Source organism: Laspinema sp. D2d (assembly GCF_025370755.1).
In the GTDB taxonomy this organism is placed as follows: Bacteria; Cyanobacteriota; Cyanobacteriia; order Cyanobacteriales; family Laspinemataceae; genus Laspinema.
The window spans coordinates 208,685-226,198 of sequence record NZ_JAMXFC010000006.1; the positions used below are offsets into that span (position 1 = coordinate 208,685).

Below are 17,514 nucleotides of genomic sequence, written 5' to 3' on the forward strand. Positions count from 1 at the left end.
TCTTCTGAATTATCTTCTGGAGGAATCTCTTCTGAATTATCTTCTGGGGGAATTGCTTCAGAATTATCTCCGGGTGGAATTATCCCGGAGTTGTCTCCGGGTGGAATCTCTTCTGAATTATCTCCGGCAGGAATTTCTTCTGAATTATCTTCTGGAGGAATCTCTTCTGAATTATCTTCTGGGGGAATTGCTTCAGAATTATCTCCGGGTGGAATTATCCCGGAGTTGTCTCCGGGTGGAATCTCTTCTGAATTATCTTCTGGAGGAATCTCTTCTGAATTATCTTCTGGGGGAATTGCTTCAGAATTATCTCCGGGTGGAATTATCTCGGAGTTGTCTCCGGGTGGAATCTCTTCTGAATTATCTCCTGGAGGAATTATCCCGGAATTATCTCCTGGAGGAATTTCTTCTGAATTATTTTCTGGTGGAATCTCTTCTGAATTATCTCCGGGTGGAATCTCTTCTGAATTGTCTCCGGGTGGAATCTCTTCTAAATTATCTTCTGGGGGAATTTCTTCTGAATTATCTTCGGGGGGAATCTCTTCAGGAACGATCGCCTCCACGATATGCGATGCCATACTCGCCGTACCATTAGCAGAGATAGCGATCTCGTTACCATTGGCCGCTACAATATTGCCACTGTTCAGCGTAACAGAGAGAGTAGAACCCTCCTGTAAATCATTCACCCCCCCCACGAGCAAATAATTATGATTTCCTACGGGCACAGTAAAGGTACTAAACGTAATACCATCGGTAATATTTAGTGGTATTTCCACCGCGCCAATCCCCAAGTCTCCGGTATCATAAATGCCATTATTATTAATATCGGCAATGAGCTGTAAATTGCCAAAATTGGTATTCCCAATCCCACTAACAGTGACTCCAAAAGTCAGAGTATTGGTAATAATGGGTTCATTAACTGAACTCAAACGGAACCGATACCAAACTGTCCCATCAGGGACCGAAGTAGAGGCAGCAGGAAACTGGTCTAATATTTGACTGACAGAATGTTCGCCGAGGGTGAGTACCCCTTTCGGGTTGACGGTTATTGGGATATTTCCTGAAACCTCTAGCGGGTTTCCTGTACCCGTATTCCCCAAATCATTCCCCGTAATATTAATCGTATCAGCCCCAAAATAATTTGCACCACTTTGATAAACCAGGGTACTCAAAGCATTGTTAATATCAGATAGAGTCCCCGTAAAACTCATCGCCCCATCCCCACTGCCATCCCCATTGATAAAAGTGAGATTCGGGGCATTTGTGAAGGTTAAGAAACCATTGTTAGCAGATAAGGTTACTTGTACAGGTTGAGTCCCGGCATCGACATCAGTGACGCTAATTCCTGGAATCGATAAATTTACACTTTGATCAACCACTTGGTTAGGTGGCAGGGTTAAAACTGGGGCATCATTGACGGGATTTACAGTAATATTGAGAGTCTGTATATCCGTAAGCGAATCTCCACTCCCGCTGTTGCCTCTATCATTGGCAAGAACCGTGAGAGTATCAGTGCCATTAAAATTGGGTAAACCCTGATAGAGGAGACCCGCTGCATCAGCTAGAACTTGATTAATTTGGCTAATTGTCCCAGTAAGGGTCACGCTATTTGTGCCATTAGCGGTGATATTTTCCCCGGTGACGCCCCCAGTTACTGCGGAATTGACCGTGAGGATGCCCTGATTAACGCTTAGGGTAACGGCGATTTCATTAGTTTCTGCATCTGCATCGGCGACGCTAATGCCCGGAATCACCAAAGGCGTATCTTCATTCACGGATAAAGCTGGTAAACTCCTGCCCGTTGTGACAGAAACTGCTGATAGATCAAAGTTAGCGCTGGCACTGGGAGTATTGTCCCCAAAAAAGATAAAGTTGGGTGTAGTGTAGGGATTTTCCGGGAGAAAACCTGGGAGAGTAGCGTTGGTGTAGTCGCGCAGATTGCCACTCATTATCGGGGTGCCATCGGCGAGGAGTTGGTAAGTGTCTCCCAACACCTCTAACTGATAGTTAACCGGATTGCTTGTGGTGTTAAAAAGCACACTTTCGTCGGGGTTAACCGTGTGGGTGAATAGAGTATTCGTAGTGTTATCAGGAGTAGGTTCGGCACCACCGTCTTCCTGAACCCAGATTTTATCTTCCCAAAACCCGATTTCTATGCCTTTTTGTCCATCGCTGCTGATGGCAATTAGGCTAAATCCAGCGCGATCGAGAAGGGAATCGTTATTTTTATTGGCACCGGCAGTCTCATGGTTTTCCTCCAGAATTTGGGCCGTAAAGTTGATGGTATAGCCGGTATTTCTGTCTAGTAGGGGAATTCGGTCAGGTCGGGCAATATAACCAGCATAATCCGAAGCAGTTGCAGTGGTGTTGAGATTCTCATCAGTTTGGACAGTGGCGATCGGAAGATAGGGTAAAGTGCGGTATTCAAAACCTTGAGTATCCGGGGTATCGGTTCCATCGTAAAGGGGGAAAGATGCACTGGGAACGGCAATAATAGGAGCATCGTTCGCAGTGGTAAAAGCTATGGTTTTACTGGCGGGACTACTGACTAGATCCTGGGCATCAGTGAGTTGAAATTGGACCGTGCGATCGCCCGCTAATGGATTGTCAGAAATATTGCCATAAATGATGTTCCGCATCAAGGCAGTAACGGCAGCATTAGTGGCAGAATTGCTATTGAATGTAATGGTGAGGGGTTTGCCTTGAGTACCGCCGGTGAAGGTGGCAATCTCTGCGTTATTGTACCGGATCTGGTTAAGTCCGGGAGAATCAATACCAGCCAAAATTTTGTTTAAACCGAAACCTTCGTTTCTAATCATCAAAATATCATCGGTTGTGGCACCCGAGGTAAAGTTAATCCTGAGAGTGCCGCCGTTGAAGTTAGGTGAGTCAGGATCTGTGGCAGTGATGCTGGGGTCAAGAATGGCAAAACCCTGGTTCTCGATATAGTTGAGATTGTCGCTGGGGAGGGTGATTTGGGGGGCTTCATTAAGACGACCTAATCCGCTAAAAGTATCTATCGGAAATCCAATCCACTCTAGGCTAGGGTCGAAGGTATTGCCCGGGTTGGTATCTCCAGTAGTGATGGTGATTTTGCGGCGCAAGGTTCTATTTAACGTACTCACCCCTCCCCCACTCCAGGCTGCATCGGGATTAACACCTATTTGTCCGATTGAATCAATAACTATACCGCTTTTTCGCAGGACTATGGCATCGTTGCCGTTATACCAGGGGCTGCCATTGGTTTGATTGGCAATTGCGGCAAAGTTGGCACCGCTATCGGCCAGAACAAAGGTGCTACCATGCGCGACAGTGCCGTTGAGAGTGATGGTTGTAGTAGCCGTAGCATTCCCGTTAAAATACATTTGGACAGAATAGCCACCTGCAGCTAGGTCGATCGCGCTTCCAGTGCCGTTGTAGAATTCTAGAGCTTTGTCGTTGCTGCTGCCTTCGACATATTCAGAGATGAAAAGGTCGGTGGGGGCGAGGATACCCCCGTAAGCACCGATCGCCTGCGCAGAAAAGGGGATTTGCACTTCAATTGGACCTGTACGCGCTTCCAGTTCCCAATCTCCTCCCAAAGCGGCGCTACCTGTCAGGTTATCACTAGCGGCAACATCCGCCCCGGTGAGGGTGGCGAGGCGATTGACAAATATCCCCTGATCAGCGGCGAGATTGCATCCGTAAAGCAAGATATCGGCATCGGGGGCAAGGGAATTTGCCCATTGGAAAATTTCAGCTTCTGGGAGGGTTTCGGCGGTTAAAACCCTGTTTCCAAGGTGTACCACCCCAGATTGGGCATGGGAGAGAATATGGAGACCTTCGAGGGGTTGTTTTTGCTGGGAGAGGATCTCACTAATTTGGGCGATCGCATCTTGGTTGGGGTCTAACACCACGACGGGTAATTCGGCGGGGGTACTGGCGATGAGGGTTTCATATCCCGTCACCGTAGGGTCAGCAAACAGAATTTGCTTGGGGGAGGTGTTTTCCCAGACGGAGTAGAAGGGGTTTGTAGATTCTGACAGCAAAAAGGCCATAGCTTATGGATCTTTGATAAGAATAGGGTAATCGCACATAGATAAGATCGGCATCCGGAATGAGATATTACCTATCAAATCCCCGGTCATTCCCACGCCAAACACCGCACCCTGAACAATGCGCTGTCTCACTAGCCTGAACTGACTCTAATCTTAATCTATAGTGACCTGATTCTTGCTGAAGAGATTCTCCGAACTCCCCAGAACAACACCTATCGGGTTTTTACAGTCCGGTGGGTGTTGCTCTCTACACAGAAGAGGTTAAGTCGCTAAAATACTTAAACTTCCTTTATCCCCATCTAACTCCACGGGGACTCCCACGGGTAAGGCGGCATTTTCGCCATCATGTCCGAAGGGTAAATCTGAAACAATGGGAATGTCTAAGTCTACCAGGCGATCGCGCAAAACTTCGCTCACGGTAAAACTGGATTTAGTAGCTAAGGTATCACATTGACTAAATCGGCCTAATGCAATTCCTCTCACTCCCGTTAGTGCACCCATCATCCGCCATTGGGTGAGCATCCGATCAATGCGATAGGGGGCTTCTCCCACATCCTCAAACGCTAAAATTGCTCCCTCTAACTTAGGTTGCGCCGGAGTCCCGAGTAAGTGAGTGGCAACAGTGAGATTGGCGGGGAGTAAATATCCGGTGGCGATGCCATTTCCCCAGCCGTTGCCTTGGAGAGGGGGGATTACCTTGCCTTCAACTAAATCAAATAACCGGGAGATCGTCCAATCCGGTTCGCTGGCGATCGTGGTGAGGAGGGGACCATGCACCCCGACGATGCCGGTTTTATTCAGACTCCATAACAAACTGGTAATGTCAGAAAATCCGATTAACCATTTGGGAGGGGTTGCTTCAGGGGTCCAGATCCAATCTTCTAAAATCCTAGCCCCTCCATATCCGCCTCGGACGCAGAGGATGGCGCGACAGTCTGGATCCTGCCATGCGATCGCCAGTTGTTGACGCCGATCGCGATCGGTTCCCGCTAAATATCCCCAAGTGTTGTCGTAACCGGCAGTCAGTTCCACCCGATACCCGCGCGATCGCCAAATATCCAGCCCTTTTTCAAAAGCGGACTGCTCTCGCAGACCCCCACTCGGGGCAACTGCGCGCACCAAATCCCCAGGTTTTAATGCCGGTGGCACAATTCGATTCAAATTTAACCCCGCGATTTCCAATGCCATTGTGCGCTTTCTAATCCCTTACTTATTTATCAATAATTTATCACCCTTAATGGGTGGGATTTCTCCGTTGCCCTAAACTGGAAAATCCCCCAAAATATACACCCTAAAAATATCATATACTCCGGTTTTTAATCCTCTACTCTTCGAGAAGTTGCCTTAAGCTTCACCGGAATTAACCCTTCAAACTATTGGGACAAAATCGAGACATCATTTTCCCTTTCACCGATTCCAATTTCGAGCCAAACTAGGGAATATCTTCTGGATAAGTTTCCGTGGGGGGAGACCAATTTTGTAACGAAGAACGGGATTCAGAATTAGCCCCAGGACGGAGGCGATTGAGTTGGGACAAAGCCCACTGGGCCGCTTCTCTGACCTCGGGATCGGAATCTTCCGAAGCGTGGCGCAGCAGTTGACTGGTTTGGGAAACTAAATCATAGATACGAGTTAAATCTCGGATAGCATTTTTACGCACTTCCGGATTGCTATCTTGTAAAGAAAGAACTAAAGCACGATTCATCGGTTGCAGGGTCCGATTTCCAATTTCAGCCAGGGATGCCAAAATTAAACTGCGCTGCCGAGAATCAGAATCGATTAATAAACTCACTAAGGGTTGCATCGCCCGCGAGTCACCCTTTTGTCCCAGTTCCCAAATTGCTTTGCGTCGTTGAGTCGGCACTCGACTTTGCAAATCTTCAATTAAGGTTTCGATCGCATCAATTTTAGCAAGCTGGGGGGGTTCACTCCGGACTAACCCTTCCCCTTCTTCTGGAGAAGAAATAGGGGGAATTCCTGACGATGACGGGAGTTGGGGGGAGGAGTCAATTGCCTTATCGTTGTAGCCATTCCCGTGATGGGGTGACACTGGGGCCTGTCCAATAGGAGTCCCCTTCTCTAACAGGGGAGATTCCAACTGGGGTTTGGGAGTAAGTTCTGAAAACTGATCCGGGGGGTCCTTGAAACCTGCCGGGGTTTCGGGTACTTCCTGCCCCTCTTCCTCTTCCTCATCCACTTCTTCCCCAGAATGGGTGAGCAAATAAAAGCCCCCCGCAAAGATTCCGGCAAAGGCAAGCGTCCCAAAACTCAGCAGTAATAGCCAGAATAGGTCTTTTCGAGAAAACCGATTTTTTTTGGGAGGGCGTTGAGTTGGGGTTGCGGGATTGGGTTCATTCTGGGCCAGTTCCAGGGGTTCCGGGGTTGCCCTAATCGGGGACTCGGGATTGGGAGAGAGTCTCCTAGACGGGTCCGCAGTCGTCTCCGATGGGGGGCGATCGCGAAGCAAGGGCAGATCTCCAGGGACTGGAGTCCGTGGGATCTGTCCCTGGGAGAGCGTTTGGGAGGTAACAGAAGTTGGGATTTGAGAAATCAAACTCCCCCCTTCGGCACCGGGAAAAATTCCCAGGCCGGTTAAAGTAGTAATCAGTAATAAAACGGGATGGTAGGCGATCATAAATAGGGGTACAGATCCAACCAGTTGATCCAAAGAAAGCATGACACTAAGCTAACTTGCTTTCTGTTCCCAACGCGATGGGCTAAGAATACAATCCCTGTAATAGCACACCGGAATGATCGCAATCTTCAGCTACCCCGATTCCGTTAGAATCAGTCAACCGGGGATAGCTTAACCTTCTGAATCTGAAACTCGAAGTTGAATGGGAATTTCAACCGGGTGACCTTCCGATCCATTCAAAACGGGGATCGGTTCCGGTGAGGGATTTTCGCCACTGGGGATGTAGCGAGTGGATGCACAGGATGTTCTGAGTTTCGCGGTTAAAGTTGCGATCGCCCCAGTAGGGAGTTGTTCGCGCTGATTAATCAGGTAGATGCTGATCAGAGTGAGGATAACACCACTCCACTGTAACCCAGAGAGGGTTTCTGATAAAAATAGATTGCCGAAGAGGATAGCAAACACTGGGGTCATAAAGGTTAGGGAACTCAGACTGGTAAGGTTTCCCGTGGAAGCAAAGTAGAAAAATAGTCCATAGGCGATCGCCGATCCAAAAACGGTAGAGTAAGCCAATGCTATCCACCCATTCCCGTCTAAATGCACCCACTGTTCAGTTTCTGTGAGTCCGGACAGCATCCACAAGGGCAATCCCCCAATAATCATGTGCCAACCCGTCGCCACAACTGGATCGGCGTAGCGGCAAACAAATCGGACCATCACGGTTCCCGCTGCCATTGAGAGGGCCGCCAACAGCATTAACCATTCCCCACTCTGAAATAACCCCGAAAGTTGCAGGGGAGGCACGGTGAAGGACCCGTTAACCCAACCCCAAATCCATTCATCAGGTAGTCCAATCAGACTAATACCCAGAATACCCAGTCCCAACCCCAGGAAACCCCATCCTCCAATGATTTCTCCAAACAGCCATGCACTCAGGAGGGCCACGGCGAGGGGTTGGGAGTCGATCATCACCGAACCCAAACCCGCACCTGTTTTAACTAATCCTTCGGCGAGAAACCCTTGGAAGAGAAACCCATCAACAGCGGCAAACAGCGAAATCCAGAGCCATGCTTGCCATGTCCGGGGTTGAGGACGTCCGGCGATCGCAGCGACTGCCAACACCAACAGTCCCGCTGGAACTAAGCGCACCCCGGCCATAAACAGGGGTGTTGTACTGGTAAGCGTTCCTTTCATGGCGACCATTGCGGTACCCCAGAGGAAAAAGGGAGCAATCATTAATAGGGGCGTGAATGAGAATTTAGAGTGGGTTAATTTGAGTTCCATAAGCCTTTATATTTGGATGCCGTTCTTTCTCAAGCGATCGGAAGTATCGGGTGCAAAAATTACTTATATAACGGGATTGTAGCAAATTATGTAGTTTTGTTACAAACTTGAAACAAACCCCACCCCCGGTTAGAGTACCAAGGGGCAACGAGTCTCGCTAGACCTTATGCACAAATCAGGTTAAATGTCAATCTTAAATGAGGAACTCAAAGATAAGGCAAACTAGAAATGAAGTGCCAAGACTACACAGAACCCTGACTTGAGACAGGCATTCTTATTCTGACCGGAATCGCTTTGGCAGTTTATTTTCCCGCTCAACTGATTTATTTTGCTTCGTGCTACTGAACTATGATTTGGCCTTTTCGGAAATTTCGGAAAAAAATTGCTCGTATTGAAATTAACGGTGCCATTAACGGGACAACCCGTAAAACTGTGCTCGCCGCCCTCAAAACCATAGAAGAGAGAAAATTTCCAGCCTTACTCTTACGGATTGATAGTCCCGGAGGGACCGTCGGGGACTCCCAGGAAATTTATAAAGCCCTGAAACGACTAAGCCAAACTGTAAAAATCGTCGCTAGTTTTGGGAATATTTCCGCATCCGGTGGGGTTTACATCGGCATGGGTGCGCCGCATATCGTCGCGAATCCGGGTACGATCACAGGGAGCATTGGGGTGATTCTCCGGGGAAATAACTTAGAACGACTGCTTGAAAAAGTCGGCGTTTCCTTCCAAGTGATTAAATCCGGACCTTACAAAGACATTTTGAGTTTTGACCGGGAACTGACGCCACCGGAACAACAAATACTCCAAGAGATGATCGATATCAGTTATCTCCAGTTTGTTCAAACCATTGCTGATGAACGCAACCTGAGCGTAGAGCAGGTGAAAAGTTTTGCCGATGGGCGCATTTTTACCGGAGAACAAGCGGTGCAATTGGGAGTCGTAGACCGATTAGGGACCGAGGAAGATGCGCGAATTTGGGCGGCAGAACTCGCGGGTCTTGACCCTAAAAAAACCGAGTGTTACACCTTGGAAGACCGTAAACCCCTCTTAAATCGGTTGCTAGGAAGCACCCTGGGTTCAACGGGTATTTTAGCCGGGATCGATTGGTGTGAATTTGAGATGTCTCATCATGGACAGCCCCTTTGGTTGTATCGACCCTAAGCATCTCATGTCTAATGTCGTTTTACTAAGGCTCAAGGACAAAGGACAACGGACAAATGGCAAATGACCCAAATTAGAAAAGGAGGATTTTTGGCGTGGAGTGGACAGTTAAGGCAATTCGTGGAGCAATTACGGCCTCGGATAATACGATTGAGGCAATTCGAGAGGCGGTGAATGAACTGCTTGACGAATTAGAAGCCCGAAATAAGCTGGATCCCGAGTTAATTATTAGTGCGACATTTTCAGTGACGCGGGATTTGGATGCGATTTTCCCGGCAGCGATCGCCCGTCAACGACCCCACTGGGAAAATGTCCCCTTGTTGGATGTGCAGCATATGTACGTTCGGGGAGATTTAGAACGATGTATTCGATTTTTGATTCATATCAACGTGGCTTCAGCCCATACAGAAATTTATCATCCCTATCTACGTCATGCGAAAAATCTTAGACCGGACTTGAGTTTTACTTCCGTTGGGGAATGGCGAAGGGGACCGATCGAAATCTAAGCGGGGTTGGGGTCCAAGAGATCGCCCCTCCAAGGCCCAGAGAGGAGCCAAGAAACGCCCCTACCTCCTGGATTTGGTGTGAGGGGCGATTTTTTTAAACTTTTTCGAGTTTGCGATCGCCACGATGTCGGTGATGAAAGCGAATCCCCAGAACAACATCGTACAGGAAACTCCAAAAATCTTTTCCCTGGAAGATTCCTAGACACAGGGGCGATCCTTTGGCTTCTAAAAGGGGTCGGGTTTCTCGATAAGCGCGCTGGTAATAGTACCAGGGAATCGAGGGCCATAGATGATGAATCAGATGGTAATTTTGTCCCAAAATTAGGATATTGAGAATGGGACTGGCATAAATCCGGGCATTTTTCCAGCGATCGCGCTCTTTAAAAGGTCGATGGGGCAGATAGTCAAAAAACAATCCCAGGGCCAACCCCACCACTAACGCTGGAGAAAACCAAAAATTGAGAATATAGCCCAAACAGTCATATTGGCAAGCCACATAGACAATTGTTGCTACAAACAAGCGGCTCAAAAACCATTCCAACAGTTCATATTTCCGCCACAGTCGCCGTTTAAAGAAAAAGATCTCATGGTAAAAAAACCGCGCCGCAATCAGCCATAGCGGACCCCCCGTCGAAACAAAGTGGTCTGGGTCATTCTCTGGGTCATTGACATTGGCATGATGCTGATGATGAACCCGAGTGAACACCGGGAAGGCAAATCCCAGCATTAAGGCGCTGCCATGACCTAGGACAGCATTCATCACGCGATCGCGGTGGGCCACATTATGGGAGGCATCGTGAATCACTGTCCCCGCCAGATGTAAGGCCAAAACATTCGTACAAAAGCAGCACCATGCGGGCCAGTCTAGCCGCCAGTATCCCAAGGTCGAGATCACGATCAAGGCGAGTGCGCCAAAAAACATCAGCAGGGTCGGATTGAAGTCGCCGGGAGGCCCCAGTAACTCTTTCGGAACAGTTCGGGGCGGCATCGCCTCTGGCATTGTCGTCGTAACTCCTTTCAACAGATCCTCAAAAAATGTATGATAAGCATTCTTAAATATAAAGTTTTGTGAATCCCTCAGTCTAATCCTAGGGATTTCTATAAATATTATTTATAGGTTTGAGACTCAATGGTCAATTAGCTGCAACTGTCTTTGAGGGTACAACCAAAAAGCCAGTCGATACAGTGGACTGCTTTCATCTCTACCACTTTTTCGAGGATTATATTAGGAGTCTTTAGCCGCTAATTTTTTGATGAAACATTACCCTCATCAGCTAGGGACCTACTTCTACCCCCCCTTGGACCTTCATGCAATTGCGAAACTTTCTGCGTCGAACTAAAATAGTCGCCACCATAGGCCCTGCTACCAGTCAGCCGGACATCCTCCGAGAACTGATTGAAGCCGGTGCAACCACCCTGCGACTCAACTTTTCCCACGGGACCCATGAAGATCATCAGCGAAGCATTCGCTTGATCCGACAGACCTCCTTTGAACTCAATCAGCCCGTCGGAATTCTCCAAGACCTCCAGGGCCCTAAAATTCGCCTGGGGCAATTTGAGTCCGGGTCAATTTACCTGCAAAAAGGTGACCCGTTCATTTTGACCAGCCGATTCCTGTCTTGCAACCAAGAAATTGCCTGCGTCACCTATCCCCCCCTCGCCGATGAAGTTCCCGACGGGGCCACAATCCTCCTGGATGATGGTCGGGTAGAAATGCGGGTGGAAAAGGTGGACCGCGTAACCCGAGAACTGCACTGTCGCACGGTGGTCGGTGGGACCCTCTCCAACAACAAGGGAGTGAACTTCCCCGGGGTCTACCTGTCCATTAAAGCCCTTACGGAAAAAGACCGGGAAGATTTACTCTTTGGACTGGATCAAGGAGTGGACTGGGTGGCCCTGAGTTTTGTCCGCAATCCCCAGGACATTCTCGAAATTAAAGAACTGATCTCCGCCAGTGGCAAGAACGTGCCGGTGATTGCCAAAATTGAAAAGCACGAAGCGGTGGAACAAATGGAAGCCATTCTCCCGTTATGTGATGGGATTATGGTGGCACGGGGGGATCTGGGTGTGGAAATTCCCGCTGAGGAAGTCCCGATTGTCCAAAAACGCTTGATTGCCACCTGCAACCGTTTGGGGATTCCGGTGATTACGGCAACCCAAATGTTGGACAGTATGGTGCATAGCCCCCGGGCTACTCGTGCGGAGATTTCTGACGTAGCCAATGCCATCCTGGATGGCACGGATGCGGTGATGCTCTCCAATGAAACTGCTGTCGGGAAACATCCCATTGAGGCGGTGGCGACAATGGCCCGGATTGCCTGTCGTATTGAACATGATCAGACGATCGGTCAAGGTTCGGCTTACGATCGCAGTCGTTCGATTCCCAATGCCATTAGTCAAGCGGTGGTCAAAATTGCCCAACAACTCGATGCCGGGGCCATTATGACCCTGACCAAATCCGGGGCCACTGCCCGGAATGTCTCGAAGTTTCGGCCCCAAACTCCAATTCTGGCGGTGACTCCTCATGTGGATGTGGCCCGACAGTTGCAATTGGTTTGGGGGGTTAAACCTTTGTTAGTTTTAGATTTACCCTCCACGGGACAAACGTTCCAAGCGGCGATTAATGTAGCCCTGGAAAAAACCCTGCTGCAAGAGGGGGATTTGGTCGTGATGACCGCTGGGACGCTGCAAGGAGTTTCGGGTTCGACAGACCTGGTTAAGGTGGAAGTCGTGACGGCGGTACTCGGTAAGGGGATCGGTCTGGGTCAAGGTGCGGTGAGTGGTCGGGCCCGAGTGGCTCAGACGGCCCTAGATGTGGGCAACTTTGGTCCGGGGGAAATTTTGGTAGCCCCGCGCACTAATGCCGATTATATTGATGCGATTCGCAAAGCGTCGGGAATTGTGACGGAGGATGATAGTTTGACTTCTCATGCCGCCGTGATCGGTTTACGGTTAGGGGTTCCAGTCATTGTGGGAGTCAAGAATGCCACGAAGTTGATTCGAGAAGGGGCAATTCTAACGATGGATATGGAACGCGGGTTGGTTTACTCCGGTGCGATGTCCCAAGCGGATACAGTTTTAACAACGTGATGAAAGGGGATTTAGGGACTGGTGGAAGTCTGAAGGATTTAGGGGGAAGGGTCGGCGGATCACCCCCTTGAGGTCTGGGCGGGTTAAAGTATGCGGACGAGTTCTTTGTTGTTGTCTCTATCTTTTGGATGGATGCTGCTTTTAAATGCCCGATCGCCTGGATGATTTCTGGATGTGGAGATGCGGTTGGGATTGCGGGAACGGAGACGATCGCCCGGTTGTGCTCAGGCATAGACTGACAACGGGATCAAGATGTGCGATCGCCTCCGCACCCCCTGCGGGCTGTCCTTGGATACTTTGAGTTTCAAACCCCCTTCAACTAGCGGCGATCGCTGAGTATCACTGAAAGTAAATTTTTTTCAAATCAAGGGCTAAAAAGTCCGGTCTCTCCTCAGCAAACGCGCCAAGATGAGGTATAGATAAATAAGCGTGCTAAAAATTAAATATTGACACCGCAATGCCCAAACATCAGTTTAATCTGAATCTGTCAACTAGCTTGATGAATGCCATGAGTACCAAGGCCAAAGCAGACGGGATCAGCCTAGAGGACCTCGCGCTATCGGCTATTTCCGAGTATGTGGGCTATACGCCTTTAGCACCCAAAGCTGCTCTCGATAAGCGACTGGTGGTGATGGAAACTCGGATTGCCAAGCTGGAGGCATCCTTGGGGGAATCAGTCGCCTGACTGGTGTTCCCACCAGTCAGGCACTCCCTCCTCTCACCCAACTGCAATTAGCTAGACGCTTTGGGATCAACCCCTCTAGTGTCTCTCGGCAAAAAAACAAGCCCAATTTCTGCGATTGGACTCGGGATAAAGATCCAGATGGAGTCAGTTGGCTCCATAAGAAGGGTAAGTTTTACCCACAAGTGTAGAACAAGGTGAGAATAAATTCAGGAGATCGGTTTGAGATTATTCAATAGGGCAATAAAAGCGCGATTCTTATCGCGCTTTTATTTTGGAGTCATGATGGGTAAGTCGATATGGGAGGGGTAGATGGTGTTCCGATGTAGGGTGAGGGTAGCGTTTCCTTGGGCGGGATATCGGGCAAAGGTGTCAGCATCATGACCGGCGATCGCCACCCGCAGGCGATGTCCTTTCTCAATGCGCACGGAGGTGGGTAATAAGTCAAAGGATAGTTCCATGACTTCTCCGGGTTCTTGGGGTTGGCCGTCTTGTCGCGTAAAAGAATGGTAGGGTCCAAACACCGCATAGGGCGGGTTTTCTGGAGAAATCTGCCGATGCAGCGATCGCAATTGTCCTTCTGTAATATATAGAACTTCCCCCTGATCATCCACCTCTTCCAAATATACATAAAATGCCCCATCGTTGACATTAGAACTCACATAAAATGTAATCACCGGATGCCCAGTAATTTCCACCGCTTCAACAAGGGGATTGCTTGTATAGGTCAGTAATTTTTCGTCTTCCCTAACTCGGTCATTATATATGACATCTTTTCCCCCAGCTTTGGTATGCCAGCGGTTCTGGGTGCCGGTGGTGGCCTCGAAGTTCACCGCATAGTCATCCGTCCCCGCTTCCGTTTGGGGTGCAGCTTGGGTCAAACTGTTGTCCTCGCCAAAATACCAGGATTGGGAGACAATGCCTTGGGGCGGCCAAACTGGGGTAGTCTTCCATTGATCTTCTCCCATTGTGTAATAGCGGATTTCTCGGGTAATCGGAGGGCGATCGCTCTCGTCTTTCAGATAGGTATCAAAAAACTCTAATAATTCTTCAATTTGTTCATACAGAGGCGGGTCCGGAGACAGATCCGCCGGTTGATAGGGGCTGGCATCTTCCGTCCCGCCATGATTCCAGGCACCGATAACGACTTTTTGGGGATTACGATAAGTGAGGAATCGACTGATTGCCCCATTCGCGGTTCCGGCATCTAACCAACTGGCAATACTAAATATAGGAACTTGGGAACGAGAAATTTCTTCTTGGAAGCGGTAGGGGCTGAAGTCTTGAATGGTTATCCCCGTTGTACCATAGCGATCATTGCGATAGGTGATAGTTTGGGCGGCTGCATATACATCCAGATTGGAGCTGCGATCGCGGATGGCTTCCGCTTGTAGGGTCCCATCGCGATCGGCATCCACAGGTTTTGCCCCGGTAATCACCACTTTTAGACCCTCACACATTGCCCCTTCTAGTTGTTCCATTAAACAAACAAAATTACTATCATTGGCATCTAATCGTCGATTATTTTCACTCCAACGCTGGACAAACCATTCATTAAAAATACCGCCAGGAAAGGCGAGTTGAGTGTAAGGATCAAAGTCATTAAACCGAGGGGCGATCGCTTGGACGGCGGGATGATTTAATCTGCCTAAAAATTCCGTGGCATTGCCAGCATAAGAGGTTCCATAGCTGCCAACTTTGCCATTCGACCAAGGTTGGGCAATAATCCAATCTACTATTTCTCCATAGTCTTGAATTTCATCCGGGGACCAAGGATAAATTTGACTTCCGAAGGAAGAACCCGTCCCCCTAGCATCGACTAAAACTAAGGCATATCCCGCATTATTTGCCAGTTGTGCCTCGGGATAATTCGGGTCAAATTCGGGAAAATAGCCCATAATTCCTAGCGATCGCCAGTAGCGGTCCATCCGCATCAGGGTGGGTATTTTTTCATCTGGGTTTAATTGTTTGGGCAACCAGATATCAATCGCAACTTTAACCCCATCGCGCATGGTTACATACAAAGCTTGGTTGCTGGGGTAACGGGATGAATCCAGGTTTTCTACGCCGATTACTCCCGATAAAGGGGAGACTTTTGCCCAGGTTTCTCCGACGGGTTCCAGTCCGAAAATTAGGCTAAACATAAGGGAGAGGGTAAAGAGTAGGGGGCGATACCCTCTGGGTTTATACCATCTCCGTTGATCGTTCATGGAGGACTATTTTTATAGACTGCACTGTTTCTATTTTAAACGGCAGTTGTGATTCTGGGGATGCGGAAGTTTTGGGGGATTTAAAGGGAAAATTGAGGCAGAAGGGTGGGAGAAAGGGAATACCTGAGACTGATGTCCGTTAGCGGCGATCGCTACGGATGCCGGAGGAAATTAATGGAGTAAATTTGGGGGATGGACAAGTGCCCCACCCACAGCATTCCCCGTCATGCCTTTTTTCTCTGAAATCGAATCAATTACGAGTCACTGTCCCGAAAATTTGTCACTTTGTCCCAAGTCAGCTATAAACTAAATAAATTCATGTCCTAGGACAGGGGTACAGTTTTAGACCCCAGGGACAAGAAACCGGGTTTTTATCCCGACGGATTGCTAAACCCTAAAAAGTTTGTAAAAAATCCCGGTTTCCAATTTTTATAGTACCAAAGTCCTAGGGACTGCTTGCCACGAGATACCCAAATCAATGCTGAAATTACCTGGAACTCCAAATGTTAAACAATAAAAAGCAAATATTCGGCTGGGTGATGTATGACTGGGCAAATTCTGCCTATGTTACGACGGTATTGGTTGCTTTGTTACCGCCATATTTTGCCGCCATCGTCGTTCCGGAAGCAGGGGTAAATATAGGGGGGACCTATTTCACTGCTGAGTCAATTTGGGCCTTGATGATTAGTTTTTCCGCTTTCGTTATGTTTATTTTTGCTCCAATCTTAGGAGCAATTTCTGATTTTTCTGCTGCCAAAAAACGCTTTTTAATGTTGTTTTGCTATGGAGGAAGTTTAGCGACAGTCGCCCTGGTTTTTTCGAGTTCCGGGGATATCTTACAGACGATGATATTGTTTGTCATCGCTCAAATTTGTTTTGTGGGGTCGAATATTTTTTACGATGCTTTTCTCCCCCAAATTGCTTCAGATGACCAAATCGATTGGGTTTCTGGAAAAGGGTTTGCTTATGGATATGTGGGAGGGGGACTGCAATTGGCCCTGTCTCTGGGATTAGTCACGGGACATAATGCCCTTGGAATTTCCCAGGAACTTGCTGTTCGACTGGCGATCGCAATGGCAGGGTTATGGTGGGGTGGATTTGCGATTATTACCTTTTTAAATGTGCAAGAAGAACCTCCAGTGGAATCCTTACCTACCGCTTATCAACATTTGCCCAAATGGAGGGCTTATACCGAAGTAGGTGTCATCAGAATTCTGGTCACCCTCCGCAAAGTCAAGCAGTTTAAACACCTGTTATTATTTCTGATTGCCTACTTGCTTTATAACAATGGGATTCAAACGGTCATGGCAATGGCAACTATCTATGGACAACAAGAAATCGGGCTGGGAACTACAACCTTAATGGTGACGTTACTATTCATTCAATTTGTCAGCGTTTTTGGGGCATTAGGATTTAGTAAACTAGCCGAACAAGTGACGGCAAAAAAAGCATTAATGCTGAGTTTAGTCGGCTGGTGTCTGGTAATTGTTTACGCCTATTTTTTGACTAATGCTACAGAATATTTTATTTTAGGAGGAATTGTCGGCCTTGTACAGGGGGGGTCTCAAGCCCTCAGTCGCTCGTTTTATGGGGCAATGATTCCCATTCATGCCTCAGCGGAATTTTATGGATTTTACTCAGTTTTTACCAAAGGTTCGGCTATTTTAGGCCCGTTAACCTTTGCGGCGATCGGGTTGATTACTGGCAGCAATCGTCTTGCTATTTTAGGGGTAATTATCTTTTTCATTTCGGGACTTATTTTGTTAGCCTTGGTGGATGTAGACCGGGCAAAAGAAGCTAGAAATTCGGTGGTATTTAGCCGGGATTAAAAGGATGCCCACACCCTCAAGGGTGGAGGCTCACAGGATGAAGCCCGCCTGCGCGGGCTAAGAGAGAAACTGGATTTTAA

General features: G+C 48.3%; 11 protein-coding genes. 5 read left to right on the plus strand and 6 right to left on the minus strand.

The window, feature by feature from the left end; translation table 11 throughout:
- The 4 genes from NG796_RS06600 to NG796_RS06615 all read right to left on the minus strand — a co-directional run.
- On the minus strand, positions 1-4,037 hold a 4,037-nt coding region (locus tag NG796_RS06600; RefSeq protein WP_261205104.1), incomplete at its 3' end, for a DUF4347 domain-containing protein.
- A gap of 261 nt (positions 4,038-4,298) precedes the next feature.
- Positions 4,299-5,225 (minus strand): LD-carboxypeptidase, encoded by a 927-nt coding sequence (locus NG796_RS06605; protein ID WP_261205105.1) that lies wholly within the window; start codon positions 5,223-5,225, stop codon positions 4,299-4,301.
- Positions 5,226-5,469: 244 nt separating this feature from the next.
- Positions 5,470-6,714 carry a HEAT repeat domain-containing protein gene (locus NG796_RS06610; RefSeq protein WP_261205106.1) on the minus strand — a complete coding sequence of 415 codons (1,245 nt, stop codon included), beginning with the start codon at positions 6,712-6,714 and terminating at the stop codon, positions 5,470-5,472.
- Positions 6,715-6,843: 129 nt separating this feature from the next.
- Complete coding sequence (locus NG796_RS06615; RefSeq protein WP_261205107.1) at positions 6,844-7,953, minus strand: DMT family transporter; 1,110 nt, start codon at positions 7,951-7,953, stop codon at positions 6,844-6,846.
- 348 nt (positions 7,954-8,301) lie between these two features.
- On the opposite strand from NG796_RS06615, the gene sppA reads away from it, so the two are divergent.
- Complete coding sequence (sppA, locus tag NG796_RS06620) at positions 8,302-9,117, plus strand: signal peptide peptidase SppA (RefSeq protein ID WP_261205108.1); 816 nt, start codon at positions 8,302-8,304, stop codon at positions 9,115-9,117.
- Positions 9,118-9,212: 95 nt separating this feature from the next.
- Positions 9,213-9,623 (plus strand): chorismate mutase, encoded by a 411-nt coding sequence (aroH, locus tag NG796_RS06625; protein ID WP_261205109.1) that lies wholly within the window; start codon positions 9,213-9,215, stop codon positions 9,621-9,623.
- Between the two features lie 94 nt (positions 9,624-9,717).
- On the opposite strand, the gene crtR is transcribed toward aroH, so the two are convergent.
- Complete coding sequence (gene crtR, locus NG796_RS06630; RefSeq protein ID WP_261205144.1) at positions 9,718-10,623, minus strand: beta-carotene hydroxylase; 906 nt, start codon at positions 10,621-10,623, stop codon at positions 9,718-9,720.
- Positions 10,624-10,931: 308 nt separating this feature from the next.
- Between crtR and pyk the strand changes: the two genes are divergently transcribed.
- The gene (gene pyk, locus NG796_RS06635; protein ID WP_261205110.1) at positions 10,932-12,713 is read left to right on the plus strand and encodes a pyruvate kinase; all 1,782 of its coding nucleotides are present in this window, start codon (positions 10,932-10,934) and stop codon (positions 12,711-12,713) included.
- Positions 12,714-13,170: 457 nt separating this feature from the next.
- A complete protein-coding gene (locus NG796_RS06640; RefSeq protein ID WP_261205111.1) occupies positions 13,171-13,398 on the plus strand; it encodes a hypothetical protein in 228 nt (75 codons plus the stop codon).
- A 266-nt stretch (positions 13,399-13,664) separates the two neighbouring features.
- On the opposite strand, the gene NG796_RS06645 is transcribed toward NG796_RS06640, so the two are convergent.
- Complete coding sequence (locus NG796_RS06645; RefSeq protein WP_261205112.1) at positions 13,665-15,605, minus strand: CocE/NonD family hydrolase; 1,941 nt, start codon at positions 15,603-15,605, stop codon at positions 13,665-13,667.
- A gap of 503 nt (positions 15,606-16,108) precedes the next feature.
- Between NG796_RS06645 and NG796_RS06650 the strand changes: the two genes are divergently transcribed.
- A complete protein-coding gene (locus NG796_RS06650) occupies positions 16,109-17,434 on the plus strand; it encodes an MFS transporter (RefSeq protein WP_261205113.1) in 1,326 nt (441 codons plus the stop codon).
- Positions 17,435-17,514 lie beyond the last annotated feature (80 nt).